The organism is Mesorhizobium sp. CNPSo 4671, from assembly GCF_057784245.1.
Window position 1 is genome coordinate 615,911 of the sequence record NZ_JBWLUW010000001.1, and the last position, 23,919, is coordinate 639,829.

Annotated in this window: 25 protein-coding genes; 13 read left to right on the top strand and 12 right to left on the bottom strand. The window is 62.5% G+C overall.

What is annotated here, in order from left to right; translation table 11 throughout:
* Nucleotides 1-19: 19 nt before the first annotated feature.
* The 8 genes from AC04SF_RS02690 to AC04SF_RS02725 form a co-directional block, all read right to left on the bottom strand.
* A complete protein-coding gene (locus AC04SF_RS02690; protein ID WP_488476393.1) occupies nucleotides 20-1,177 on the bottom strand; it encodes a fumarylacetoacetate hydrolase family protein in 1,158 nt (385 codons plus the stop codon).
* Between the two features lie 160 nt (nucleotides 1,178-1,337).
* Nucleotides 1,338-2,207 carry an aldose 1-epimerase gene (locus AC04SF_RS02695; RefSeq protein ID WP_488476394.1) on the bottom strand — a complete coding sequence of 290 codons (870 nt, stop codon included), beginning with the start codon at nucleotides 2,205-2,207 and terminating at the stop codon, nucleotides 1,338-1,340.
* 16 nt (nucleotides 2,208-2,223) lie between these two features.
* Entirely contained in the window at nucleotides 2,224-2,979 is a 756-nt protein-coding gene (locus AC04SF_RS02700; RefSeq protein ID WP_488476395.1) for an SDR family oxidoreductase, read from the bottom strand.
* A gap of 15 nt (nucleotides 2,980-2,994) precedes the next feature.
* Nucleotides 2,995-3,726, bottom strand: a complete 732-nt coding sequence (locus AC04SF_RS02705) for an ATP-binding cassette domain-containing protein (protein WP_488476396.1) — start codon at nucleotides 3,724-3,726, stop codon at nucleotides 2,995-2,997.
* Nucleotides 3,727-3,729: 3 nt separating this feature from the next.
* Nucleotides 3,730-4,707 (bottom strand): ABC transporter permease, encoded by a 978-nt coding sequence (locus AC04SF_RS02710; RefSeq protein WP_488476397.1) that lies wholly within the window; start codon nucleotides 4,705-4,707, stop codon nucleotides 3,730-3,732.
* 78 nt (nucleotides 4,708-4,785) lie between these two features.
* Complete coding sequence (locus AC04SF_RS02715) at nucleotides 4,786-5,763, bottom strand: sugar ABC transporter substrate-binding protein (RefSeq protein ID WP_202350923.1); 978 nt, start codon at nucleotides 5,761-5,763, stop codon at nucleotides 4,786-4,788.
* Nucleotides 5,764-5,788: 25 nt separating this feature from the next.
* Nucleotides 5,789-6,991: a mandelate racemase/muconate lactonizing enzyme family protein gene (locus tag AC04SF_RS02720; RefSeq protein WP_488476398.1), complete on the bottom strand. Its 1,203-nt coding sequence runs from the start codon at nucleotides 6,989-6,991 to the stop codon at nucleotides 5,789-5,791.
* A complete protein-coding gene (locus tag AC04SF_RS02725) occupies nucleotides 6,988-7,662 on the bottom strand; it encodes a FadR/GntR family transcriptional regulator (protein ID WP_488476399.1) in 675 nt (224 codons plus the stop codon). Before AC04SF_RS02725 ends, AC04SF_RS02720 begins: the two co-directional genes overlap by 4 nt.
* Before the next feature lie 152 nt (nucleotides 7,663-7,814).
* On the opposite strand from AC04SF_RS02725, the gene AC04SF_RS02730 reads away from it, so the two are divergent.
* From AC04SF_RS02730 to AC04SF_RS02765, 8 genes are all read left to right on the top strand, one after another.
* Nucleotides 7,815-8,720 carry an SMP-30/gluconolactonase/LRE family protein gene (locus AC04SF_RS02730; RefSeq protein WP_488476400.1) on the top strand — a complete coding sequence of 302 codons (906 nt, stop codon included), beginning with the start codon at nucleotides 7,815-7,817 and terminating at the stop codon, nucleotides 8,718-8,720.
* Between the two features lie 198 nt (nucleotides 8,721-8,918).
* Nucleotides 8,919-9,803: an ABC transporter permease gene (locus tag AC04SF_RS02735; RefSeq protein WP_488476401.1), complete on the top strand. Its 885-nt coding sequence runs from the start codon at nucleotides 8,919-8,921 to the stop codon at nucleotides 9,801-9,803.
* Entirely contained in the window at nucleotides 9,800-10,621 is an 822-nt protein-coding gene (locus AC04SF_RS02740; RefSeq protein ID WP_488476402.1) for an ABC transporter permease, read from the top strand. Before AC04SF_RS02735 ends, AC04SF_RS02740 begins: the two co-directional genes overlap by 4 nt.
* Nucleotides 10,622-10,647: 26 nt before the next feature.
* Entirely contained in the window at nucleotides 10,648-11,718 is a 1,071-nt protein-coding gene (locus AC04SF_RS02745) for an ABC transporter substrate-binding protein (protein ID WP_096455813.1), read from the top strand.
* A 204-nt stretch (nucleotides 11,719-11,922) separates the two neighbouring features.
* The gene (locus AC04SF_RS02750) at nucleotides 11,923-12,525 is read left to right on the top strand and encodes a cupin domain-containing protein (protein WP_488476403.1); all 603 of its coding nucleotides are present in this window, start codon (nucleotides 11,923-11,925) and stop codon (nucleotides 12,523-12,525) included.
* Nucleotides 12,515-13,600 carry an ABC transporter ATP-binding protein gene (locus AC04SF_RS02755; RefSeq protein WP_488476404.1) on the top strand — a complete coding sequence of 362 codons (1,086 nt, stop codon included), beginning with the start codon at nucleotides 12,515-12,517 and terminating at the stop codon, nucleotides 13,598-13,600. The genes AC04SF_RS02750 and AC04SF_RS02755 overlap by 11 nt, the downstream gene beginning before the upstream one ends.
* A 194-nt stretch (nucleotides 13,601-13,794) precedes the next feature.
* A complete protein-coding gene (locus tag AC04SF_RS02760; protein ID WP_096455819.1) occupies nucleotides 13,795-14,148 on the top strand; it encodes a SnoaL-like domain-containing protein in 354 nt (117 codons plus the stop codon).
* Between the two features lie 276 nt (nucleotides 14,149-14,424).
* A complete protein-coding gene (locus AC04SF_RS02765; protein ID WP_488476405.1) occupies nucleotides 14,425-14,772 on the top strand; it encodes an ArsC family reductase in 348 nt (115 codons plus the stop codon).
* Between the two features lie 103 nt (nucleotides 14,773-14,875).
* On the opposite strand, the gene AC04SF_RS02770 is transcribed toward AC04SF_RS02765, so the two are convergent.
* From AC04SF_RS02770 to AC04SF_RS02780, 3 genes are all read right to left on the bottom strand, one after another.
* Nucleotides 14,876-15,232 carry a DUF488 domain-containing protein gene (locus AC04SF_RS02770; RefSeq protein ID WP_488476406.1) on the bottom strand — a complete coding sequence of 119 codons (357 nt, stop codon included), beginning with the start codon at nucleotides 15,230-15,232 and terminating at the stop codon, nucleotides 14,876-14,878.
* A gap of 24 nt (nucleotides 15,233-15,256) precedes the next feature.
* Nucleotides 15,257-16,513: an aminopeptidase gene (locus AC04SF_RS02775; RefSeq protein ID WP_488476407.1), complete on the bottom strand. Its 1,257-nt coding sequence runs from the start codon at nucleotides 16,511-16,513 to the stop codon at nucleotides 15,257-15,259.
* Between the two features lie 82 nt (nucleotides 16,514-16,595).
* Nucleotides 16,596-17,510, bottom strand: a complete 915-nt coding sequence (locus tag AC04SF_RS02780) for a LysR substrate-binding domain-containing protein (RefSeq protein WP_488476408.1) — start codon at nucleotides 17,508-17,510, stop codon at nucleotides 16,596-16,598.
* A gap of 96 nt (nucleotides 17,511-17,606) precedes the next feature.
* Between AC04SF_RS02780 and AC04SF_RS02785 the strand changes: the two genes are divergently transcribed.
* From AC04SF_RS02785 to sbmA, 3 genes are all read left to right on the top strand, one after another.
* Nucleotides 17,607-17,831, top strand: coding sequence for a hypothetical protein (locus AC04SF_RS02785; protein WP_488476409.1), 225 nt, complete (start codon nucleotides 17,607-17,609; stop codon nucleotides 17,829-17,831).
* Nucleotides 17,832-17,960: 129 nt separating this feature from the next.
* On the top strand, nucleotides 17,961-19,118 hold the full coding sequence (locus tag AC04SF_RS02790) for a YbfB/YjiJ family MFS transporter (RefSeq protein ID WP_488476410.1): 1,158 nt from the start codon (nucleotides 17,961-17,963) through the stop codon (nucleotides 19,116-19,118).
* A gap of 114 nt (nucleotides 19,119-19,232) precedes the next feature.
* Nucleotides 19,233-20,492 carry a peptide antibiotic transporter SbmA gene (gene sbmA, locus AC04SF_RS02795; RefSeq protein ID WP_096455831.1) on the top strand — a complete coding sequence of 420 codons (1,260 nt, stop codon included), beginning with the start codon at nucleotides 19,233-19,235 and terminating at the stop codon, nucleotides 20,490-20,492.
* Between the two features lie 29 nt (nucleotides 20,493-20,521).
* On the opposite strand, the gene AC04SF_RS02800 is transcribed toward sbmA, so the two are convergent.
* Nucleotides 20,522-21,529: a polysaccharide deacetylase family protein gene (locus AC04SF_RS02800; protein WP_488476671.1), complete on the bottom strand. Its 1,008-nt coding sequence runs from the start codon at nucleotides 21,527-21,529 to the stop codon at nucleotides 20,522-20,524.
* A 216-nt stretch (nucleotides 21,530-21,745) separates the two neighbouring features.
* Here AC04SF_RS02800 and AC04SF_RS02805 point away from each other — a divergent pair, with 216 nt between their 5' ends.
* Both AC04SF_RS02805 and der read left to right on the top strand, forming a co-directional pair.
* The gene (locus tag AC04SF_RS02805) at nucleotides 21,746-22,411 is read left to right on the top strand and encodes a tetratricopeptide repeat protein (protein WP_096455835.1); all 666 of its coding nucleotides are present in this window, start codon (nucleotides 21,746-21,748) and stop codon (nucleotides 22,409-22,411) included.
* Between the two features lie 63 nt (nucleotides 22,412-22,474).
* The gene (gene der / locus AC04SF_RS02810; protein WP_488476411.1) at nucleotides 22,475-23,914 is read left to right on the top strand and encodes a ribosome biogenesis GTPase Der; all 1,440 of its coding nucleotides are present in this window, start codon (nucleotides 22,475-22,477) and stop codon (nucleotides 23,912-23,914) included.
* The last annotated feature ends 5 nt before the right edge of the window (nucleotides 23,915-23,919 follow it).

A 23,919-nucleotide genomic window follows, 5' to 3' on the forward strand; every position in this document is an offset into this window, starting at 1 on the left:
CGACTGTTTTGGACAGATTCTAGATAAAATCGGCCTTCGCCAGGTCGCGCATGAGATGGCTGGCGCCGTAGGTCCAGTGCGGGCAATCGGGCGACAGCCGCACCCGGTTGACCAGCGCGCCGAATTTTTCGGACGAGATGGTGACGATGTCGCCGACCTTGTGGGTAAACCCCTTGCCCTTTTCGCCGCGGTCCTTCGACGGCACGAACATAGTGCCGAGATAGAGCGCCAGCCCATCCGGGTATTGGTGGTGCGAGCCCATGGCGGCGGCAACCAGCTCTTCCGGCGAACGGCTGATCTCGGCCATCGAGCTTGCGCCCTCCAGCGAGAACCCGTCCTCGCCCTCGACCTTGAGGCGCACCACGGCGCGCTTCACGTCGTCGATCGAGAAGGTGTCGTCGAAGAGGCGGATAAGGGGTCCAAGCGACGCCGAGGCATTGTTGTCCTTGGCCTTGCCGAGCAGCAGCGCGGAGCGCCCTTCGACGTCGCGCAGATTGACGTCGTTGCCGATGGTGGCGCCGACGATCCTGCCGCTTGAGGCGGCGATCATGGCGATCTCCGGCTCCGGATTGTTCCACGTCGACACCGGATGCAGGCCGACATCGGCGCCGAAGCCGACCGAGGCCATCGGCTGGCATTTGGTGAAGATCTCGGCGTCGGGACCAATGCCCACTTCCAGATATTGCGACCAGGCGCCGCGCGCGATCAGCTTGGCCTTGATCTCCATCGCTTCCGGCGAACCGGGCTTGAGCTTCGACAGATCATGGCCGATCAGCCCGGCAATGTCGGCGCGGATGGCGTCGGCCTTCTCCGCCGAGCCACGCGCCTGTTCCTCGATCACCCGCTCGAGCAGGCTGACGACGAAGGTCACGCCGGACGCCTTGACCGCCTGCAGGTCGACCGGGGAAAGCAGATAGGGTTTTGCCGGATCGCGCGCTGCCTCGAAACTGTTGGCCGCTATGTCATCGAGCGAGCCGATCGGCTTGCCCTTGGCCGAACGCACATGCCCTGCCGGATCGGTCATCTCGCAGATATCCCGTACGGTCGGCGCCGCGCTCGAGGTGATGTCGAAGACGGTGCCGTCTCGCACCGTGACGATCAGGGGATGGGGCACATCCGGTGATCGAGCGCGGCCGAGAAAGACGCCATCGTCAGGCAGAAACGTCATGTTTGTCATTGCACTCTCGTCATTGCGCAGGATAGTTCGATGTTATGAGGTGCGCATGGCCCCTTCAAGCCGACACGCCCTGAAGCAGCATGTGCCAAGCGACAGGCGATCAACGGAAAAGGCCCTTGTCACCATGTCGCTGCACCGCTTCGCGACTTCCGATTTGGCGCTACAGTTCACCCCAACGTAACCGCAAATGCGCGCTTGTCGATCCGCCTTTTTCCAGCGTGGTCAGGCCGCTGCCGTGATGGGCGTCCACCACATGTGAAACGGGTTCGAAGCAGAAGAAATCAGCGTCTCGTGCCGGCGAATAGAGGACGAAGACATTCAGCGAGGGCGATGCCTCGACCGTGACGGCGATAGCGTCATCCGGCTGGATGATCGTGGCGTGCCCGTTCCAACCTTCGAAGGCATTGTTGACCCAGGCGTCGGGGAGCGGCGCGACTTGCGAAAAATCCCAGTCCGGCCGGGAGGCCAGCGGCACCACCCCCGTCGGCAGGTGTCGTTCGTCCTCCAACCAGACACTGTGCGCCGATGCGTGCAGCAAAGTGCGCGGGTGGCGCGGAAACCAAGGGTGGAAACCGAGCCCGTAGGGCAGGCGGATAGTGGCTCGGTTCTCGACAGTCAGCGCTGCGGACAGCGCGCCATCGTCCAATGCATAGCGGACGCTCGCACGGTAGCGGTAAGGTCCGATCGCCCCATCCTCCAGAGCCAACTCCATTTCAGTGCCGGTTCGCCTCGTCAACCGCCACGGCTTCTGAAATGCGTCGCCGTGGAGTGGGAACGGCTCGCCTTCGACATTGGGCTCTATCGCATGGAAGCGCCCGTCAAACTCGAAGCCTCCACCGGAAATGCGGTTTGACCAGGGGATCAGCAGTTGCGACCCGAACTTCAGCAGGCCCCTCGACGGCTCAAGCACAGGCGTCGGTGCTCGGCCGGGGCGGAGCGCGTCGTAGCGCATGATGGCAGCGCCCTCGCGGGGGCGCACCACAAGGCTTGCCCGCCCATCGGCAAGTTCGATCTCATCGCCATTGATCATCGAAAGGGAGCCATGGCTACCATCCGCCATCGATGTTGATGTTTTGACCGCTGATCATGTCCGAGGCCGGGGAGGCGAGGAATAACACCAAATCGGCAATATGCTGCGGCTCGATGCGCCGCTTCAGGCTTTGGTTGGTGAGGATCCAGTCATTGTATTCCTCGAGCTGTTCTCCGAAGACGCGCTCCTCTGCCTCGGAAACGACGGCGCCGGGCGACACCGCGTTCACGGTGATGCCGTGTGGTCCCAATTCCCGCGCCAACGACTTGGTGAGTCCCAGCATGGCGCCTTTCGAGGCCACATAGGGCACGTAACCGTCCCAGCGGCCATTCAGCGTCACCGAGCAGAAATTGACGATCCTGCCCCAGCCCTTCTTCTTCATGCCAGGGGCGCAGGCGCGCGCCAGCGCGAAGGCGGCCGATGAATTCACACGGATCTGGTCCTCGTACTCACCAAGCGAGAATTCCTCGAACGGACGGTTGATGATGAGTGCGGCGTTGTTGATCAGAATGTCGATCGTGCCTTCTTCGTCGGCGAGCGCCTTGACCGCTGCCTCGGCTTTGGCCAGCTGGTTCAAGTCGCAACCGACATAGACGATCGTGCCCTTGTTTGCCGCCGCCAATTCCGCTGCGATTCCGGGTCCTTCGGCATTCTCCGGTCGGTCAAGCAAAAGCACGCGCGCGCCAGCGCCGGCAAGCGCGGCAGCCTGGGCGCGGCCGAGCGAACCGAGACCACCCGTCAGGAGCACAACTTTACCGGAAAGGTTCGTCATCACCGTTCCCGCTCCTCAAAGCACGTTGTGGACTTCATCGATGGAGGTTTCCTCGATGCGTTTGTCGAGCACGACCTCGCCGCGCGCCATCGCGACCACGCGGTCACAGCAATCAAACACGTGATGCATGTTGTGGCTAATGAAAACGCCGGTCACCCCTTGTGCCTTCAATCCACGCACAAAGCCGATGACCTTGCTGGTCTCCTTGACCGAAAGGTGATTGGTCGGCTCGTCGAGGATCATCACCTGCGACTTGAAATGCATGGCTCGCGCGATGGCGACGCCTTGCCGCTGGCCGCCTGACAGTTCACCGACCAGTGCGTCGGGCGAGCGCAGATGCAGGTCGACATTGGCGATCGCCTTGATGCTTTCGCTGCCCATCTTCTTTTGATCCAGGATGCCGACGCCGAATACGGAAAACAGCGTCGGTTCGCGGCCGATAAACAGGTTCCTGGCGATCGACATGGTGGGGACCATCGAATTGTACTGGTAGATGGTCTCGATACCGAGGTTCATCGCGTCGCGCGGCTTGGCGATCCGCACCGGTTTGCCTTCGACCAGGATCTCGCCCTCGTCGGCGGTATGGACGCCGGACAGGATGTTGATGAGCGTCGATTTGCCGGCACCGTTGTCGCCGACCAGCCCGAGCGCCTCGCCCCGCTTCAGGTCGAGGCTCACCCCCTTCAACGCATGGACGCCGGAATACCATTTGTGAAGATTGCGGACGGAGATGATTGCGTCTTCCATGGCTCAGCCCTCCATCTTGATCGCCTTGGCGCGCTTGCGCATCCAGGCATTGGCGACGACGGCGAAAATGGTCAGGAAGCCGATCGCGAATTTGAACCAGTTCGCGTCGACATTGGAGAGCACCAGCCCATTGTCGATGATACGGATGAGGATTGTGCCGATGATGCCGCCGGCGACCGTACCGATGCCGCCTGCGAGCGAAGCACCGCCGATGACCGCCGAGGCGACCGCCTGGAGTTCCAGACCTTCGCCGATGGAAGGCAAAGGGGAGCCCAGCCTCAGCACTTGCAGCATCCCGGCGAAACCCGACAGCATCGAGCAAAGCATGAAGCATGCGAGTTTTACCCTCGCGGTCGGGATGCCCATCGAGGCGGCAGCAGGATGAAAGCCGCCGGTGGCCTTTATCCAGTTGCCGAAATTGGTTCTGGAAAGCATCAGCGACGTCAGCAGGGCAATTCCCGCAAACCACAGGAACGACATGCGGAACATGTTGCCGGGGCCGACGAACGAGGTGAACAGCCAGTTCGGCAGATCGGCGGGAAGCAAGGGTGGAAACCCGCCCGAGACGACGATCGTCAGGGACCGGGCGATGAAAAGCATGCCGAGCGTGGTGATGAAGCTCGGGATCTCGAACCGGATCGTCACATAGCCGTTGATAAATCCGATCACCGCGCAAACGACAAGCCCGGCCAGCAAGGCAAGCGGGAAAGGCACCCCTTCGACCATGAGGACCGCCATGCACATCGGCATCAGCGCGAACACCGATCCAACCGACAGGTCGAACTCGCCGCTGATCATCAAGATCGTCACGCCGATGGCGACGAGGCCCGTTTCCGGCAGAATGCCGAGTATGCCACGAAGGTTGTCCTGGTTGAGGAACACGCCATTCGAGCGGATCTCGAAAATCACCACCAGAAGCACCAGCAGGATCAGTCCCGCCAGTTCCGGCTTTTCCAGATAGGTCTTGAAGAGGCGTTTCAAGGCAGGCTCCAGGAATTCGAGGCAAGGGACCACCCGGCAGTGCGAGGACCGCCGGGTGAACACATGGCGGGCGTGTGCTTAACGCAGACCTTGCGAGGAAAGCGTCATGATCGCGTCGGCCTGATCCGGGCGAACGATGCCTTGACCCGTATCGATGTCGGAGGGTGCCAGACCTATCTTCTTGTTCAGGTAGGCCTCCATGACGGGCATGAAACCCTGCATGTAGGGCTGTTGGTCCACCAAAGCCTGTACGTAGCCCTTCTGCATCTGCTGCAGAACTTCCGGCACCAGATCGAAACCGCCAAGCAGGACCTTGCCCGGCGCGACGCCGCGGTCCTGCAGCGAGCGCGCAACGCCCGCGCACCAGAAGCCGGTGTCGAAATAGGCTGTGGTGTCGGGATGCGCATTGAGATAGGCGCCGACACGATCGGACGTGATCGCAAGGTCCGTTCCACTGTCGATCCGCTCCCATGAGACCTGACGGTCGGGATGGGCCGCCTTGTACTCTTCCAGGAACTGCATCACGCCTGCGCCGCGGCTTTCGGACCAGTTCTGGCCGGGTGCGGAAATGCCGACCAGAACCTTGATTGGCCCCTCTTTCGGGAAGCTCTCGGAAATCGCCTTGCCGAGCGAATAGCCCGCCGGCTTGAAACCTTGCCCGATGAAGGCCTGCCGCGCATTGCCCTTGGCGCCTTCGGTGTCGTCGACATTGACGGCAATCACCAACACACCGGCATCCCGCGCCTCCTTGATGACGTCGTCGAACGCCTTGTTGTCGACAATCGAGGTCAGCAGGGCATCCGGCTTGGCGGCAAGCGCGGCGCGCATGTTGGCGAGTTGCTGCTCGACCGAGCCTTCGGTCTGGGTGAAAATCATGTTGCACTTGGCCTCGACCTTGCCGCAGGCATCGTCAAAGCCCTTCTTCACCGCCTGCCAGAAGGTGTTCGAGGCCGACGAATGGTGCGTAAAGACGATGTTGAGCCCGTCGGCACTGGCGACGGAAGGCCCGGCAAGCAGCGTCGTGGCGAGCAAAAGCGTTGCAGTCAGTCGTTTCATTTCTATTCCTCCCGTTGAGTGTTCTTCAGATGTCCGCCTTGTCGGAGACGCGGCGATGGACGGTGTAGGCCCGACCGAGGTCGGGATTGAGTTCCAGCCCGAGGCCCGGGCCGGGCGGCACGGTGATCATGCCGTCCTTGACTTCCGGTAGCGCGGTCACGAGGTCGCGGTACCAGGTCCTGTAAAATGCCCGCACACTCTCCTGGACGAGCGCGTTGGGCGCGTTGAGGGACAAATGCGTGGACGCCGCCAGGACCACTGGCCCGGTGCAGTCATGCGGGGCGACCGGCAAATGCCAGGCCTCCGCCATCGCGGCGATCTTGCGTGCTTCGGAAAGTCCGCCGCACCAGGAAATGTCCAGCATGACGATGCCCGCAGCGCCGGTCTCCAGAAGGTCCCGGAATGCCCAGCGACTGCCCAAGGTTTCCGACGCCGAGATCGGTGCCGGGCTCGCGGCCTCATAGCGCTTGAGATCGGCGAGGCTGTCCATGCGGATGGGATCCTCATGCCAGTAGGTGCCATAAGGTGCGAGCGCCTTGGCGATCTTGATCGCGGGCAAGAGTTGCCACATGGAGTGGAACTCGACCATGATGTCGATCTTGTCGCCGACGGCTTTGCGGATCTTTTCGAAGGGTTGCAGCGCGGCTTTGAGGTCGCCGGCGGTGATGTCCTGTCCCCGGCTTTTCTCGGCGGCATGGTCGAAAGGCCAGATCTTCATGGCCGTGATACCGTCCTCGAGCAGCTCCGCCGCCAATTCGTCGGCGCGGTGGAGAAACCCGTTCAGGTCGTCGTATCCTTGCCTTGTGCCGAGACCATAATTCGCGGTGGTCTGTCCCTTGCCGTCCTTGATGTATTCGGTGCCGGCGCAGGTGTTGTAGGTGCGGATGGACTGCCGCGAGAAGCCTCCCAGGAGCTGCGCAATCGGCTGGTTCATGGCCTTGCCGAAAATGTCCCAGAGCGCGATGTCGAAGGCGGAATTGCCGCGGACTTCGACCCCGCTTGAGCGGAAACCGAGATAGCCGACCAGATCCGCGGAAAGCAGATCGATCTGCAGTGGATCGCGGCCGATGACGCGTGGCGCGACATATTCATGGACATATTCCTCGACCGTGCGGGCCAAGAAAAAGGTCTCGCCAAGGCCGGTGATGCCCTCGTCGGTATGCACCTCGATCCAGAGCAGATTGGGCCGCTCTTCGATGCGGATGGTCTCGATCGAGCGGATTTTCATGCGATCCCCGCGTCGATCAAGGCCTTGACGCTTTTGTCGAAATGCGCGGCCATATGTTCGGCGGCAAGTTGCGGGTTCCCCGCGATGATCGACCGAGCAATATCTGCATGCCCCTCGATCATCTTGATCTGCTCTTCCTCGGTGGCACGCGTACGCCAGCCGATCACCCAGGTGCGTCGCGTGACACCGCTGAAGGCGTTGATGATCAACGAAAACACCGGGTTGTGAGAGGCCCGCGCGATCGCCTCATGGAATGCGATGTCGTGTTCCATGACGGTCTCGGGCGCACGGTAATTCTCGCGCATCAGCTGCGCGCATTTCTGAATTTCAGCCGCCTCCGCGTCGGTTCGGCGCAGTGCCGCGAGCGCCACTGTGCGCATTTCGATGGTACGCCGCACATCATAAACCTGTTGGACGCTGATCTGTTCGGTGGTGACGCCGTGCTCGATCACCATCGACATGGCACCAATGTCGAGCTTGGCAACGCTGGCGCGCCGGCCGGCGCTCATGTCGATGAGGCGCATCGCCGACAATGATCGAAACGCCTCCCGCACCACCGTTCGCGACACGCTGAGCTTGCGGGTCATGTCGGCTTCACTGGGCAAGAGGTCGCCAGGGCCAAGGCCTTCCACGCGGATGTGTTGGGTAATGGCTTGAATGGCGGCACTCACCAGCCCGGGACTTGTCTCGTCAGGCTCTATGCCACGATCGCTCACCGTTTCCTCCAAACCTGTATGACATGTTTTGTTGAAATGCCTATAGCTTTATGAAATCTTGTCTGTCAATAGCGGTTGACCGCTCGACATTTTGGAGGGGAACGGCAGTGGACAGCAGAGAAAGACAGCCAGGCTTCGTGTTCGATGCCAGGGATATCGTTGGTGAGAGCCTGATTTGGGACGAGAACAGGAAGACACTGATCTGGGTGGATATCATCGGGCGGCGCATTCACCTGCTCGATCCCGTCACGCTCGATCACAAGAGCTGGCAGACAACGGACCTCGCAACCTCGATTGGCCTGCGCCGGGACGGTGGCGCGATCGTGGGGCTGCGAAAGGACGTGGCACTGTGGGATTTTGGGGAGAGCTTCAGAACGATCGCGACGATCGAATCGGACAGCCCTGACACACGGTTGAATGAGGGTGTGGTCGCCCCGGATGGGTCATTCTGGGTTGGCACCATGGAAAACAACATCGGCCCCGACGATCTTGCGCGCGATATTTCGCGAGATGCGGGGCGGATCTATCGTGTCGACACAGCCGGCTCTGTCGAGGCGCTCAGTGCCGATCGCTTCGGCATCACCAACACGATGGTCTGGACGGCGGATGATACCTTCATCACGGCGGACACGACGAAGAACCAGATCTTTCGCTATCACTGGGACAGGGTGCGGTCGCGCATAACCGACAGGCGCCCTTTCTTTTCGGGTTTTCTTCGCGGCCTGCCGGACGGGTCGTGCATGGATGCGGAGGGCTATGTCTGGAACTGTCGCGTTGCGGGGGGCGGCTGCCTGGTCCGTATCTCACCTGACGGGGTTCTGGACAGAGTGGTGGAGCTGCCCTGCAGCTGGCCGACCAGCTGCGCTTTCGGTGGCGAGAATTTCGACATCCTCTTCGTCACCTCGGCGCGGTTTACCATGAGCGAGAGACATTTGCGGGCAAACCCGCAGGAGGGCGGGCTGTTCGCGGTGCACGCAGGCGTTCGAGGCACACCGACCAAACGGTTCGGATGAGACAACCTGACTGAAGCTGCCGAGAACGGCAGGCTTATCAGGTCGGCTACAGCCTTTTCGACCATTCCAGGCAAAGCCCAAGCGTTCCGGCAGTCGCTGGAGCGTTGATGACGGCCAATTCAGGAAAGCCGGATTCCGCTTGACAGTTTCATGAATATGAAAAAGTCTTAGCCAATTTCAAAATTGGTGGGCGGGTCGATGTCGACCTTAGTTGCAGCACAGGCGCCAGAGGCCCGGTCTTCATCCGGCTTCCGGTTCGCCATGCTGCTGCCCGGCGCCCTGGTCACCTTCCTGCTGATCCTATTTGCGCTTGGCCTGGTGCTGTTCCTTGCCTTCCGCGGCAATGACGGCTCGCTGCTCGGCGTCGGGCTGACCGTCGAGAACTTCGTGACCGTGGCCACCGATCCGCTCTACTGGACGGTGACGCTGCGCTCGCTCGTCATCGCCGGCCTGGTGACGCTTGCAACCGTCGTCACCGCCTATCCGGTCGCCTACTATCTCGCCTTCCATGCCGGGCGCCGGCGCGGCCTGCTCTTGTTCCTGGTGACGCTGCCGTTCTGGACCAGCTATCTCCTGCGCGTCTTCGCCTGGAAGATCGTGCTCGCCTATAACGGCGTGTTGAACTCGGCGCTGATTGAAAGCGGCATCTGGTCAGAGCCGACGCTGGCCTTTCTCAACACGCCGGCCGCCGTCGTCGTCACGCTCGCCCACGCCTATGCGCCCTTCGCCATCCTGCCGATCTATGTCGCGCTGGACACCATCCCGAAATCGTTGCTCGAGGCAGCCTCCGACCTCGGCGCGCGGCCGTTCACCGCGTTCCGTCGCGTCGTGCTGCCGAACTCAATGCCGGGCGTGCTGGCGGCGGCGCTCGTCGTCTTCGTGCCGACGGTCGGCGACTATGTCACGCCGGCCATGGTCGGCGGCCCGGCCAGCACCATGATCGGCACGCTGATCCAGTCGCAGTTCGGCAAGGCCAATGACTGGCCGTTCGGCGCCGCCCTTTCGGTCTGCGTCATGCTGGTCATCCTCGTCGTGGTGCTGGTCGCACGCGGTGCCGACCGCAGATTTGGCAGCCGCACATGAAAGCGGACCGCGCCGGCACGAAACGGGATGGAAGCTGGCTCGGCCTCTACGTGCTTGCTTATCTGGTGTTCCTCTATCTGCCGGTCCTGCTGATTCCGCTGTTTTCCTTCAACGATTCGATCCAGGCTGCGTTTCCGCTGCAGGGTTTTACGTTGCAATGGTACGAGACGCTTTATGGCAATCCGGCGCTGTCGGGCGCACTCTTGAACAGCCTTGTCATCGGCGTCATCGCCGCATCCGGTGCCACGCTGTGCGGCATCACCGTGTCCTATATGGACCTGTATGGCCGCTCGCCTCTGGCCGCCACGATCAGCGCCATCGCCCGGCTGCCAATCCTCATTCCCGGTGTCATCGTCGGCATATCCCTCTTGATCCTGGTCAACCTCATTGGCCTTGGACCATCGCGCGTCGCCATCGTGCTTGGCCACATACTGGTGGCGCTGCCGACGACGGTGGTCGTCATGCGCAGCCGTTTCGCCGCCATTCCCAGGACGGTTCGCGAGGCCGCGCTGGACCTCGGCGCCTCCGACTGGACGACGTTCCGGCGCGTCATGCTACCGCTCAGCCTGCCGGCCGTGCTGTCGGCTTTCATGCTTGCCTTCCTGATTTCCTTCGACGAATTCATCGTCGTCTTCTTTCTCGCCGGAACTGAGCCGACGCTGCCGCTCTACATCTGGAGCCAGCTGCGCTTCCCCCGCTCGCTGCCGACCGTCATGGCGCTGGGGACGGTGATCCTGGCCGTATCCTTCATCATCGCCGGCACCGCCGAGATCCTGCGCCATCGCGGGCTCGGCGCCGCGCGCCGCAATCCAGCCTGACCATAACAAAGAAGAGGAGAACGAAAATGACCTTCCACCTGAAATCGATAACCGGACACAAAGCTCGCGCCGGCCTTGCCGCACTGGCGCTCGCACTGTCGTCGACCGTGGCGCTGGCCGCCGAAAAGCTGCAATATTTCACCTGGTCGGGCTACGAGCTGCCCGACTTCAACAAGAGCTTCCTCGCCGCGCACCCCGATGGCGTCGAGGCCTCGATCTTCGGGGACGACGACGATGCCTTCACCAAGGTCAAGGCTGGCTTCCGTCCTGATATCGCGCATCCCTGCTATGACAAGGTGGCGCGCTGGAACAAGGAAGGCCTGCTGCAGCCGATCGACACCAAGCGCATCAAGAACTGGGATTCGATCTTCCCGGTGTTCAAGAACCTGCCCGATCTGCAGGCCGGCGACGGCAAGGTGTGGATGGTGCCATGGGACTGGGGCAACACGTCCATCCTCTACCGCACGGATCTGGTGAAGAACCCGGAAGCGAGTTGGAACCTTTTGTGGGACAAGCAATATGCCGGCCGCATGGCGACCATCGACGCCGTGCATGACACGCCGATCGTCGCAGCACTTCTGGCCGGCGTGAATCCTTTCGACATGACGCCCGAACAGATGGACAAGGTCGCGGCAAAACTGCGCGAACAGCGCCCGCTGCTGTCGAGCTACACCACCGACATGACCTCGGTCGAGCAGGCGCTGGCCAGCGGCCAGCTGGTCGCCGCCATGACCTGGAACGCGTCGGCCACCTCGCTGAAGAAGCAGGGCGTGCCGGTCGAGTTCATGAAGCCGAAGGAAGGCATGCTGACCTGGGCCTGCGGCTTCGTCATGCTGAAGGACGCCAAGAATGTCGATCTCGCCTATGACTTCATCAACAGTCGGCTCGACGCCGACTCGGGTAAGTTTCTCATTCAGTCCTACGGCTATGGCAGTTCGCTGAGCACCGCTTTCGCCGGCGTGGCGAAGGACGAGCTGGAGAAACTGCAGCTGCCGTCCGATCCGGAAGTGATGCTGAAAAGCACGATCTTCACCGGGCCGATGAAGCAGAATGACGATGTGGCAAAGATGTTCGAGAAGGTGAAGGCTGGCGGGTGAGGCTGATCTTCCCTTCTCCCCTTGTGGGAGAAGGTGTCGCCGAAGGCGACGGATGAGGGGTGCTTCAGCTTGGCGCCGACGGCGATCCGTCACCCACCTCTCATCCGTCTCGGCGCTGCGTGCCGATCCACCTTCTCCCACAAGGGGAGAAGGCAAAACCGCGAAGCACTGCGCCAGTGAAGTGACTGCAACGAGGACGAATGCATGGAAGTTCTTGACGAAGCGAAACCCAAGGACGATGCCGACGTTCGTGTTGGCCGGCGCGTGCGGGCGCTGCGGCTCGAGCGCCGCCTGTCGCTGGCCGAACTGGCGGCAAAAGCCGGCGTGTCGATCGGTGCGCTGAGCCAGATCGAGCGCGGCATGTCCTCGTTGCGCGTCAAGGTGATCTGGCCGCTCGCCGCTGCGCTGGACATTGAGCCGTCGGCGCTGATTGCCGACGGCAATGATGCCGTCAACGATCTCTATTGCGTGCGCGCCGACAAAAGGCGGCAGATCCCGGTCAAGTCGGAAGGCATCGCCAAGGCGCTGCTGTCGCCGCCGGGCGCGACGCTCACCGGTATGCTGGTGACGGTCGAGGCCGATGGCGGCACGGCGGAAGCCTATGCCCATGCCGGCCATGAATTCGGCTATGTCCTTTCGGGCGAGGTCGAACTGGTGGTGGATTCGACCAAATACGGGTTGAAGACCGGCGACAGCTTTGCCTTCAAGAGCACGCTTTTGCATGCCTTCCGCAATCCCGGCGCCGAGCAATGTCAAATCCTCTGGATCAACACCACAAAACCCTCCGAGGTTCGCGATGGCGCCTGATCCACTTGTCCGGTTGCAGGCGGTCTCGAAGGTTTTTCCCGGCGGCATCGTTGGGCTCGATGCCGTCGACCTCGACATTATCAGCGGCGAGTTCATCACGCTGCTTGGGCCATCGGGCTGCGGCAAGACCACCAGCCTGCGCGTCATTGCCGGTTTCGAAAGCCCCTCGAGCGGCAAGGTCTTGCTCGACGGCCGCGACATCACCGCGCTTCGGCCCTTCGACCGGCCCGTCAACACCGTGTTCCAGGATTACGCGCTGTTTCCGCATATGGACGTCGCCGAGAATGTCGGCTTCGGCCTGTCCCTGCGCAAACTGTCCGGCGCCGAGCAGGCCAAGCGCGTCGGCGAGGCGCTTGACATGGTCGGTCTCGCCGACAAGCTCCGCGCCCGCGTCTCCGAACTCTCGGGCGGCCAGCGTCAGCGCGTGGCACTTGCCCGCGCCATCGTCTGCGAGCCGCGCGTGCTTTTGCTCGACGAGCCGCTGTCGGCGCTCGACGCGCATCTGCGCGAACAGATGCAGGTGGAACTGAAACGGCTGCAATCGCGGCTTGGCACCACCTTCGTCATGGTCACCCACGACCAGACCGAGGCTTTGTCGATCTCCGACCGCATCGTCGTCATGAACAAGGGCCGCATCGAGCAGATTGCGCCGCCGGCGACGCTCTATGACCGGCCCGCCACGAAGTTCGTGGCGAGCTTCATCGGCACCATGAACCTGCTGCAGTCACACTTTGTCGGCCGCGATGGCGATCGCCTGCGTTTTACCGCCGGCACCTTGCCGCTGGAGGCCATTTCTGAAACCAGCCACTCGCCCGGCGAAGGCGAGATACGCACCATCGGCGTGCGTCCGGAGGATCTGCTGGCAGCCACCGAAGCCGCGCCCGGCACGGCGCCTGCGCGCGTCAACAGCATCGTCTTCCACGGCCGTACCTTGCGGCTGCATGCCGAACTGGGGCAGGGGTTGCCGGTGGTGATAGATGCGCCGCGCCAGGCCGAGGGGTTTCAATTCAGCGTCGGCGACGTGGCGCATATCAGCCTGCGCCGTGGCGCCAACTGCCCCATGCTGCCGGGCTAGTCTGATCCCCTTCGCAAGGTTGCCGCCAATTGACCGGCCAGGACGATTCCATGGCCGGCATGTGAGAAATCGTCGCCACACAGTCGCGTTATATCTATCGTCCTGACACGGCTTGTCAGCTGTCGTGCGGGCAAAGGTGGCGGGCCGGCAAGCGATCCCCTACTTCGAGTGCGTCTGAACAGGAGGAACACAAAATGACCATCGCAGAAATTGCCAAGGATTTCACCGAGCTCCTCAAGCAGGGCGACCACAACGGTGCTGCCGAAAAATACAATGCCGACGACATCGCCAGCTACGAAGCCATGGAAGGGCCGATGGCCGTCAGCCATGGCAAGGAGGCCCTCAGGCAGAAGAGCCAGTGGTGGCAGGAAAACCACGAAGTCCATGGCGGCTCGGTCGAAGGCCCCTATGTCAATGGCGACCAGTTCGCGGTGCGCTTTACCTTCGACATAACGCCCAAGGCCACCGGCCAGCGCGTCACCATGGATGAGGTCGGCCTGTACACGGTCAAGAACGGCAAGATCGCCGAAGAGCGCTTTTACTACTGAGGCAGGAAACTCCGACTTCGGAGTCTGCTCTTCGCTACAGGATCGAGTACAAGCATGGTGGCCAGGACGGTGTCTTGGCCATCATGCGAGAGGTCCAAATCGTCTTCAGATACTCGGCAAGCTGGTCGGCCACCGTGCCCCAGCCATCGAAGAAACCCATCCTCTAGTATTGGCAAGCCCGGAAATTCCGCGGTTGCCGGCCTGGGTGCTGGCAAAGCGGGCAGGGCGGTTTTAGGCTGTGCGACGGATTCGGCTATCAGCCCAGGGAAGCGCGCTTTGACGATTACGATCTACGGCATCACCACCTGCGATACGGTCAAGAAGGCACGCGTCTGGCTGGACAACCATGACGTACCCTATCGCTTTCACGATTTTCGTGCGGAGGGGCTGGACGCGAAGCGGCTCGATGGCTGGGTGGGCAAGGTCGGCTGGGAAAAGCTGCTCAACAAGGGCAGCACCACGTTCCGCGAGCTGGCGGACAAGGACAAGCAATCGCTCGATGAGAAGAAAGCCAAGGCGCTGATGTTGACCAAGCCAACGATGGTCAAGCGGCCGGTGCTGGAGGTGGGTGACCGGGTTCTCGTTGGCTTCAAGCCGGAGGCTTATGAGCAGGCGGTGAGGTAGGTAGCGAAGCCGTTGAAGCTGCCGATCTCCCCCCTCGTGGGGGAGATGTCCGGCAGGACAGAGGGGGGGCGCTGTCCCGCCGGCCTCCGAAGTTCCGGCCGCCTCAGCCGATCCCGCGCAGATACCCCGCCAGCGCCACGGCATTGTTGTGCGCTTCGTCATGGGCGCCGTAGAGCAGCGTTACCTTGCCCTCGCGAAGCAGGTGGCGCAATTGCGCCACCGCCTCGCCATTCCCATCCAGCTCAACACGATACCGCTCCTGAAACTCTGCCCAGCGCGCCGGTTCATGCCCGAACCACTTTCGCAATTCATCGCTCGGCGCGACCGCCTTCAGCCACAGCGCCAGCGCGGCATGCTCCTTGCTGACGCCGCGTGGCCAGATGCGATCGACGAGAACCCGCTGCCCGTCACCAGGTGCGGGTGGCTCGTAAATCCGCTTCACCGTCAGGTCGAAGGCCATCACACCCTCGCTGGTTGGAAACCTTCAGGCCCACTCGCCCTTGCGCATCACAGGCACGCGGCTGCCGTCCTTGTGGACGCCGTCAATGTCGATCTTGTCCGAGCCGATCATCCAGTCGATGTGGATAAAACTCTTGTTGCCGCCGCGCGCGGCGATCTCGTCTTGGCTGAGCGAGGCGCCGTCGACGAAGCACTTCGAATAGCACTGCCCGAGCGCGATGTGGCAGGCCGCGTTTTCGTCGAAAAGCGTGTTGAAGAACAGCAACCCGCTGGCCGAGATCGGCGAAGAATGCGGCACCAGCGCCACTTCGCCCAGCCGCCGCGACCCCTCATCGGTGTCGAGCACCTTTTTCAGCACATCCTCGCCCTTCGAAGCCTTGGCCTCGACGATCCGGCCTTCCTCGAACCGCACCGAGATCTCGTCGATCAGCGTGCCCTGGTAGGACAGCGGCTTGGTCGAGGAGACATGGCCCTCGACCCGCCTGGCATGCGGCGTGGTGAACACCTCTTCGGTCGGGATGTTGGGGTTGCAGGTGATGCCGTTCTTGGCGGTCGAGGCACCGCCCATCCACCCATGGCCGTCAGCCAGTCCGACCGTCAGGTCGGTGCCCGGTCCGGTGAAATGCAGGGCGTGGAAATTATGGCCGTTCAGCCATTCGGTGCGGCCGCGCAGCGCGGCATTGTGCGCCGTCCAGTTGCCGATCGGGTCCTCCACGTCGACCCGTGACGCCGCAAAGATGGCGTCGGCGAGCTTGGCCACCGCGACATCGTCGGCATCGCCAGGGAAAACCTGCTTGGCCCAGGCGAGGTCCGGATAGGCGACGATGTTCCAGTTGATGTCAAAGCCGGTGATCTTCTCCAGCGCCGGTTGGTAGGCCATCGAGTTCGCCTTGTTGGCGCGCGCCACTTTCGCCGGGTCCTGCGCCGACAACAGCGATGGATCCTCGCCGCGCACGGCAAGCCTGGCCGCATTGTTGGAAAACGCCTTCGCCATGCCTTCATAGAGCCAGCCGGCGGCGTGGTCGAAACTGGCGTCCGCCCCGAAGCGGTAGCGCGCCAGCGTCATCTCGTCATCGTTGAAGATCGGCGTCACCAGCCCAGCGCCGGCCTTGTAGGCATGTTCGACAATGCGCCTGGTCAACGGCAATGCTGCGATCGACGAGGTCAGCACCAGATCCTGTCCGGGCTGCAATTGCAGCCCGACCTTGATGGCGACCTCCGCCAGCCTGTCGAGCTTCACCGGGTCGATCGTTGCGGAAACGCCGCGCGAATGTGTGGTCATGATCCTGCCTGCCGTGATGTTTGATCTGGTCTTACATAGACCGCGGCCGGCATCCTTTCCACCGCGATTGCGCTGGGCCAGTTCAGGCCGCGCTTTCGAGCGACCCGAACTGCGCCATCGTCGCCGCGATCTCTTCCTTGATCCAGGCCTTGAAGTCCCGGACCTTGCGGCTCTCCGCCTTGGCCGACGAGGTCACCAGCCAGTAGCCGAGACCGCTTTGGGCGCGGATGCCGAACGGCGCCACCAGCCGCCCGTCGGCCAGCGCATCCGCCGTCAGCAACTGCCAGCCCAGCATCACGCCATGGCCGGCAATGGCCGATTCCAGGCACAGCATCGGATCGGTGAAGCGCGCGCCTTTCTGGAAGGTGACGGGTGGAACACCGGCTGCCGTGAACCAGCTTTCCCAGTTGATCATCGCCCGCTCGTCGGTGATGGCGCAGGTCTGGGCAAGGTCCTCGATCGATTGCAGTTTCCTGGCGATATCAGGCGAGCAGACCGGAAAAACCTCCTGTGCCAGAAGCAGTTCCGCTCGCCCTTCTGGCCATTCGCCGTCGCCAAGCCGGATGGCGATGTCAACGTCGGAGCGGTCGAGATTGGTGAGCCGCACCGTGGCGTCGATGCGCAGCAGCACATTGGGATGGCGGTCGAAGTGCCGCGATAGCCTGGGCAGCAGCCATTTCGAGGCGAAGGCCGGTGCCACCGAAACGACCAACGTGCATTGCGTGGCCTCGTCGGCCAAGGCCACGGCCTGAGCAAGCTCGCGAAACCCCGTGCCGAGACGGGTCGCGAAGACGGCGCCGAATTCGGTCAGCACCAGACCGCTTGCCGTGCGCTCGAACAGCGCCTGGCCGAGCTGCTTTTCGGTGCGGCTTATCTGCTGGCTGACGGCGCTGACGGAAACGTTGAGCTCGCCGGCGGCCGCCGCGAGTGATCCGAGACGGGCAACGGTTTCGACGGCGCGAAGGCCGTTGAGGTGGACGCGGTTGAGCATGGTCATTTGAGATTTTCTAAACTGTTCGGTCTGAAATCTCAATTGAAAGACGCGCCGGAACGGCAGACTTTGTTGATGGGAGAGACACCCGTGGAGCCGGAAATGTCAAGGATGCTGTCATCGCTTAAGGTTCTGTTCGCTGGGGGCACGCCCTACGAGCCGCGCTCGCAGAGCGATACGCAGACATGGCTCACCGATCCGCTTTCGCACCCCGTCCTGAATACCATGTCGGAGCGCGAACTTGGCGACGTGCCGTTCAGGCTGACGGCGCGGCGGACAGTGCACGAGACCACCTCGTGGCAAGCCGGTTTCGGTGGGCGCTGCTGAGCGGATTCCGCACCCCCCGGCTTAAGGAAAACTCGAGCTGGCGCAACACGCTGTAGGCCCACTGGGTAGGCCCACTGGCCCAACGAAAGGCGATTGTTTCAGCGATCCCTGCATTTATTGTGCGCTGCAATGACATCCGCCTCCACAGCGCTGCGCTTCACAGTCGCCGGCATGATTGCGATGGCCGTCGCCATGGGCATCGGCCGCTTCGTCTACACGCCGATCCTGCCCGGCATGATGGAAGAACTGCATCTGTCGCCGGCCAATGCCGGGTGGATCGCGTCTGCCAATTATCTCGGCTACCTCGTCGGCGCGTTTGTGGCGGCGGGCGGCTGGGCGCATGGTCGCGAGCGCCTGCTGATGCTGGGCGGTCTTGGCGCCAGCACCATCCTTGCGGCCTTGATGGGACTGTCCGACACCATGGTCGCCTTTCTCGTCATCCGCTTTCTGGCCGGTCTGGCCAGTGCCTTCGTCATGGTTTTCATGGCCAGCATCGCTTTCAGCCATATCAATGCTGCCGGTCGTGGCGACCTGCAGGCCTGGCATTTCGGCGGCGTCGGCCTCGGCATCGCGATCTCCGCGGCGATGATGGCGGTGCTGGTCACCGACCATGCCGGCTGGGCCGCGGGCTGGTTGTGGTCGGGGGCAATTTCGGCGTGTGGCTTCGTGGTCGTGGCGCTGCTGGCCAACGAAGGCCCGCTCGCCAACGGTGAAGCCGTCCGTGAGCCCGCGCTGCCGAAAGACCGGTCGCTGATGAAGATCATCGTCGCCTACGGCCTGTTCGGGTTCGGCTATGTGGTGACGGCGACATTCCTGGTCGCCATCGTCCGGCAAGGTGGCGGCAGCCGCGTCTTCGAGGCCATGGTGTGGCTGGTCGCCGGCCTTGCCGGTTTTCCCTCGACCTGGCTGTGGCAGAAGATCGCTGGACGGATCGGGCTCTACGCCGCCTATGCGTTGGCATGCTTCATCGAAGTGATCGGCGTCACCGCCAGCGTGGCGCTTGGCGGATATTCGGGGCCACTGCTTGGCGGGCTGCTGCTTGGCGGCACCTTCATTGCCATCACCGCACTTGGCCTGCAGGCCGCCCGCCAGCAGGCGCCGAAGGCACCCCGGCGCATCTTTGCGTTGATGACGGCCTCGTTCGGTCTCGGTCAGATCATAGGCCCGATTGCCGCCGGCCTTTTGGCGCAGATGTCAGGCGATTTCTTCCTCGCTTCCATCGTCGCTGCGGCCATGCTGGTGGTCTCCGGCGCCATCACCTGGTCGGCCGCGCCAAAATCGCCATGATTTGTGGTCTTGCTCTGCGCCGGGTGTCGGGCAGGCATTTTCTTTCCCCCTAATGTGTGACTTTATGCCCGCCGAAGTCAGCTGATTTGCCCATCGAGCAAGGAATTCGCCACAGTGTTCGTATCCTTCTTCCCGCAGCCGAAGCTCTTTTTCTCTTCGGCCGCCATCTGGAGCCTTGCGGCAATCCTGTTCTGGTTTTTCGGGGGGGAGCAACTGGGCTCCGTTTTCGGGCTGCCAGCGGCCGCCGCTGACGCGCCGCCCATCATCGGCATCGCCGTGCTGGTGTCGAAGCCGTTCCTCTGGTTCTACATCTACTTCGTGGCCTGCGTGGCCATCTTCTACGCGTTCTGGAGCTGGTATTCCCCGCATCCGTGGCAGCGTTGGTCCATCCTGATGACGGCGGTCATCCTGTTCTTCATCTATTTCAATGTGCAGGTCAGCGTGGCCGTCAACGCCTGGTACGGACCCTTCTTCGACTATGTGCAAGGCCTGATGTCAGGGACCGGGAAATCGACCAACGGTGAATTCTACACCGGACTGGCTGACTTCTCATGGCTGGCGCTGGTTGGCATGAATGTCCAGGTGGTCAATGCCTTCATCGTCAGCCACTGGATCTTCCGCTGGCGCACGGCGATGAACAACTACTTCATCGAGAATTGGGGCAGGCTGCGCCATATCGAGGGTGCTTCGCAGCGAATCCAGGAAGACACGATGCGGTTCTCGCAGATCATGGAGGATCTCGGCTCCAGCTTCGTCCAGTCGATCATGACCTTGATCGCCTTCCTGCCGGTGATGATCCAACTGCAGGCTCATATCAGCGAATTGCCGATCATCGGTGCGATCCCGCAGCCCCTGGTGGTCGCGGCACTCGCTTGGTGTCTGTTCGGAACGATCTCGGTGATGATTGCCGGCCTGAAGCTTCCCGGGCTGCAGTTCCGCAACCAGCGCGTCGAAGCCGCTTATCGCAAGGAGCTGGTTTACGGCGAAGACCATGCGGACAGGGCGCAACCCGCGACCACTGCCGAGCTGTTCGCCAATGTCCGGCACAATTATTTCAGGCTTTATTTCCACTACATCTATTTCAACGTCGTCCGGTACACCTACCTTCAGGCCGACAACATCTTCTCGCTGCTGATCCTGGGTCCGTCGCTGGTCGCGCACAAGATAACGTTCGGCGCGCTGAACCAGATCTCGAATGCCTTCGGCAAGGTGACGGGTTCGCTGCAGTTCCTGCTGACCTCGTGGTCGACCATTGTCGAACTGCAATCGGTCCACAAGCGCCTGCGCGCCTTCGAGGCGACGCTGCTGGGCGAGCCGCTGCCCGAAATCGACCAGCGCTATCTGGCAAGGCAGGGCGCCGAAGATCCGGCATAGTAAGGTTTGATGTAAAACGGGTTGGCGGCTTAGCCGCCAACCGAGGCCTGCTTCTGGCCGCCATCCTGCCGCGTGACATAATCGCGAAAACTGATGCATTCGACATCTGACTTGACGCAGACCTCGCCGGCAAAGCGCTCCAGCGCGTTCCAGTAGGCGCCGTCATTCATCAGCGTGAAGTGGAAGCCGAGTTCCAGCGGAATACGCCTGCCCTGATACTGCGCGTCGAAAGCGGCGCGAAACGCCTGATAGGTCCGGTCGGCGAATTCGCCCGCCTTGCTCGGCCGCTCGAAGCCGCCGGAGTGTCTGACATAGAGATTGTAATCCATGGCGATCACCGGCCTGGAATTCGGACCTTCCGGAATCTGCGGCAGTGAAAAGCGGGTGATGCCGCCGACGGTCGGCGGCTGGGCAGGGCCCTGCGAGACGCCGCTGGCGTCGAACTGGTAGCCGGCGGCGGGTAAGGCCTCGTAGAGCGTCTTGCTTGCCGACAGATAGGGCGCGCGAAAACCGACCACGCCATGCCGGGCGAATTCGCGCCAGCCATCGGGTTCAGGCACAATGCCGTTGATCGCATAGGCGTTCTCGAGAATGTGCTTGAACGAGCCGAACTCCTTCAGCCAGTCGGCCTTGCTCCAGTCCTTGCCGTCGAAATGGCCACAGGCGTGGCTGGCGATGTCATGGCCCTCATGCGCGGCAAGGCCGATCTGTTCGAGCCGCTCGGCCACTTCCTGTTTGGAAGCGGCAAAGCCGATATTGGATTTGCCGGCCGTTTTGCCGGGCGCGGTGTATTCCTTGCGCGTCTCAGGCGACAGCAGGAAGACGCAGGAGAGAAAATAGGTGAAATGCGCGCCGGTGCGCTGCGCCAGCGCCCGGCTGCGCTTCCACTGCGAGATGTCGCGGGCGCTGTCGAAGGAAATGATGACCACCTGCTTCGGCTTCGCCGGCATTGGCGGCGCGGGTGGATTGGCCAGAGCCGAGCCGGCGGTGGCGAGGGAGGCAAGTGCAAACGCAGCAACACGAAACAAACAAGGCATCGGCAACTTACAGGCTCCTGGCGGTCAGCAAGCCGGCTATCCCCGAAATGTGGCGTGGGTGCGATTGGGCTTTTCGACCGTTTGCCCCGGGGCAAACATCCGTTTGCCCCGGGGGAATAGCCGATTTTCCGGCCGAACCCCTTCCATGCCGACAAAATTTCGCTAAAACGCGGGCTCATGAACCGCCCCGGCCCGGGGCAAAAGTGGTTTTGATTGATGTCCGACGACAGTTTTATCCGTGAAGTCAACGACGAGATGCGTCGGGAACAGGCGCAGAAGCTGTGGGACCGTTTCGGCCCGGCCTTGCTTGTCATTGCGATCCTCGTGGTGCTCGGCACCGCCGCTTTCGTCGGCTACCGCTATTGGGACGAGACGCGCGCCAACCGCTCCGGCGATGCGTTCTCGCAGGCGCTGAAGCTTGCCAATGACGGCAAGAACGACGATGCGCTGGCCGCGCTCGATCAGTTGGAGAAAGATGGCTACGGCGCCTATCCGCTGCTCGCCCGCATGCGTGCCGCCACCGTCAAGGCGAGCAAAGGTGACACCGATGCCGCCGTCAAGGATTTCGATGAGGTCGCCGCCGACACCGCCATCCCCCAGGGCATTCGTGACATGGCGCGGCTCAGGGCGGCGCTCCTGCTCGTCGATCACGGCTCCTTCGCCGACGTGTCCAGCCGCGTCGAGGCGCTGACATCGGACACCAACACGCTGCGCCACACCGCGCGTGAGGCGCTCGGCCTTGCCGCCTGGAAGGAAGGCAAGACCCAGGACGCGCTAAAGCTGTTCGACCAGATCGCCGCCGATGACGGCGCCCCGCGCAATACCCGCGAGCGGGCAACGCTGATGTCCGAGCTGATCCGCGGCTCTGGCAATGCCTCGTAAATGCATGTCGCCCAAAAGTGTGCCGCGGTTTTGGGACAACGACATGCATGATTGTGGGACCGTATGACCTTCAAAGTCGCCATCATCGGCAGACCTAACGTCGGCAAATCGACTCTTTTCAATCGGCTGGTGGGAAGGAAGCTGGCGCTTGTCGACGACACGCCGGGCGTCACCCGCGACCGTCGCGTCCATGCCGCCAAGCTCTACGACCTGCATTTCGACGTCATCGACACCGCCGGTTTCGAGGACGCGGGTGCCTCGACCTTGCCCGGCCGCATGCGGGCGCAGACCGAGATCGCCATCCGCGAAGCCGACCTGATCTTCTTCACCATCGACGCCAAGTCCGGCTTGCTGCCGGACGACAGGACCTTCGCCGAGATCGTGCGCAAGTCCGGCAAGCCGGTCGTGCTGGTCGCCAACAAGGCCGAAGCCAAGGGCGCGCAGGGCGGCATGCTGGAGGCCTGGGAACTGGGTCTTGGCGAGCCGATCCCGGTTTCGGCCGAACATGGCCAGGGCATGCCCGATCTGCGCGATGCGGTCATTGGCGCGCTCGGCGAGGCGTGCGCCTTCGGCGAGGAGGAAGAGGGCGAAGACGACGAGATCGCCGCCACCGAGGTGCTGATCGGCGAGGACATTGCCGACCCTGATGCCGAGGATGCGCACACCTACGACGACACCAAGCCGATGCGCATCGCCGTCGTCGGCCGCCCGAACGCCGGCAAGTCGACGCTGATCAATGCGCTGATTGGCGAGGAACGGCTGCTGACAGGACCGGAAGCCGGCATCACTCGGGATTCGATCTCGGTCGACTGGGACTGGCATGGCCGTCGGCTGAAACTGTTCGATACCGCGGGCATGCGCCGCAAGGCCAGGATCCACGAAAAGCTGGAAGTGATGTCGGTGCAGGATGGCTTGCGCGCCATCCGCTTCGCCGAGATCGTTGTCATCGTGCTCGACGCCACCATTCCCTTCGAGAAGCAGGACCTGCAGATCGCCGACCTGATCATCCGTGAGGGCAGGGCGCCGGTGATCGCCTTCAACAAATGGGACCTGATCGATCATCCGCAGGAGCTGCTGGCGGAACTGCGCGAGAAGACTGAGCGGCTGCTGCCGCAGGTGCGCGGCATCCAGGCGGTGCCGGTCTCGGCCGAGACCGGGCGCGGCCTCGACAAGCTGATGGACGCGGTGCTCAGGACGCACAAGGTCTGGAACAGCCGCGTCTCGACCGGCAAGCTCAACCGCTGGCTGGAAGCCATACTGGCGCACCACCCCCCGCCCGCCGTTGCCGGGCGCCGCCTCAAGGTCAAATATGTCACCCAGGCCAAGACGCGGCCGCCGGGTTTTGTTGTTCAGTGCTCGCGTCCGGATGCGATGCCGCAATCCTATGTGCGCTATCTCTCCAACAGCCTGCGCGAAGCCTTCGACATGCCGGGCGTGCCGATCCGCATCGCGCTGCGCACCTCGGACAATCCGTTCGCCGGCCGAGCCAAGAAGCGCAACTGAGCTCC

Bases quoted from the DNA above. Each gene is read 5' to 3' on its own strand.
- AC04SF_RS02790 (WP_488476410.1), top strand. From the start codon at position 17,961: ATGACATCCGCCTCCACAGCGCTGCGCTTCACAGTCGCCGGCATGATT.
- AC04SF_RS02775 (WP_488476407.1), bottom strand. From the start codon at position 16,513: ATGACCACACATTCGCGCGGCGTTTCCGCAACGATCGACCCGGTGAAG.
- AC04SF_RS02695 (WP_488476394.1), bottom strand. From the start codon at position 2,207: ATGATCAATGGCGATGAGATCGAACTTGCCGATGGGCGGGCAAGCCTT.
- AC04SF_RS02690 (WP_488476393.1), bottom strand. From the start codon at position 1,177: ATGACAAACATGACGTTTCTGCCTGACGATGGCGTCTTTCTCGGCCGC.
- AC04SF_RS02700 (WP_488476395.1), bottom strand. From the start codon at position 2,979: ATGACGAACCTTTCCGGTAAAGTTGTGCTCCTGACGGGTGGTCTCGGT.
- AC04SF_RS02705 (WP_488476396.1), bottom strand. From the start codon at position 3,726: ATGGAAGACGCAATCATCTCCGTCCGCAATCTTCACAAATGGTATTCC.
- AC04SF_RS02745 (WP_096455813.1), top strand. From the start codon at position 10,648: ATGACCTTCCACCTGAAATCGATAACCGGACACAAAGCTCGCGCCGGC.
- AC04SF_RS02755 (WP_488476404.1), top strand. From the start codon at position 12,515: ATGGCGCCTGATCCACTTGTCCGGTTGCAGGCGGTCTCGAAGGTTTTT.
- AC04SF_RS02720 (WP_488476398.1), bottom strand. From the start codon at position 6,991: ATGAAAATCCGCTCGATCGAGACCATCCGCATCGAAGAGCGGCCCAAT.
- AC04SF_RS02715 (WP_202350923.1), bottom strand. From the start codon at position 5,763: ATGAAACGACTGACTGCAACGCTTTTGCTCGCCACGACGCTGCTTGCC.
- der (WP_488476411.1), top strand. From the start codon at position 22,475: ATGACCTTCAAAGTCGCCATCATCGGCAGACCTAACGTCGGCAAATCG.
- AC04SF_RS02760 (WP_096455819.1), top strand. From the start codon at position 13,795: ATGACCATCGCAGAAATTGCCAAGGATTTCACCGAGCTCCTCAAGCAG.
- AC04SF_RS02735 (WP_488476401.1), top strand. From the start codon at position 8,919: ATGTCGACCTTAGTTGCAGCACAGGCGCCAGAGGCCCGGTCTTCATCC.
- AC04SF_RS02800 (WP_488476671.1), bottom strand. From the start codon at position 21,529: ATGCCTTGTTTGTTTCGTGTTGCTGCGTTTGCACTTGCCTCCCTCGCC.
- AC04SF_RS02785 (WP_488476409.1), top strand. From the start codon at position 17,607: ATGTCAAGGATGCTGTCATCGCTTAAGGTTCTGTTCGCTGGGGGCACG.
- AC04SF_RS02805 (WP_096455835.1), top strand. From the start codon at position 21,746: ATGTCCGACGACAGTTTTATCCGTGAAGTCAACGACGAGATGCGTCGG.
- AC04SF_RS02770 (WP_488476406.1), bottom strand. From the start codon at position 15,232: ATGGCCTTCGACCTGACGGTGAAGCGGATTTACGAGCCACCCGCACCT.
- AC04SF_RS02740 (WP_488476402.1), top strand. From the start codon at position 9,800: ATGAAAGCGGACCGCGCCGGCACGAAACGGGATGGAAGCTGGCTCGGC.
- AC04SF_RS02750 (WP_488476403.1), top strand. From the start codon at position 11,923: ATGGAAGTTCTTGACGAAGCGAAACCCAAGGACGATGCCGACGTTCGT.
- AC04SF_RS02780 (WP_488476408.1), bottom strand. From the start codon at position 17,510: ATGACCATGCTCAACCGCGTCCACCTCAACGGCCTTCGCGCCGTCGAA.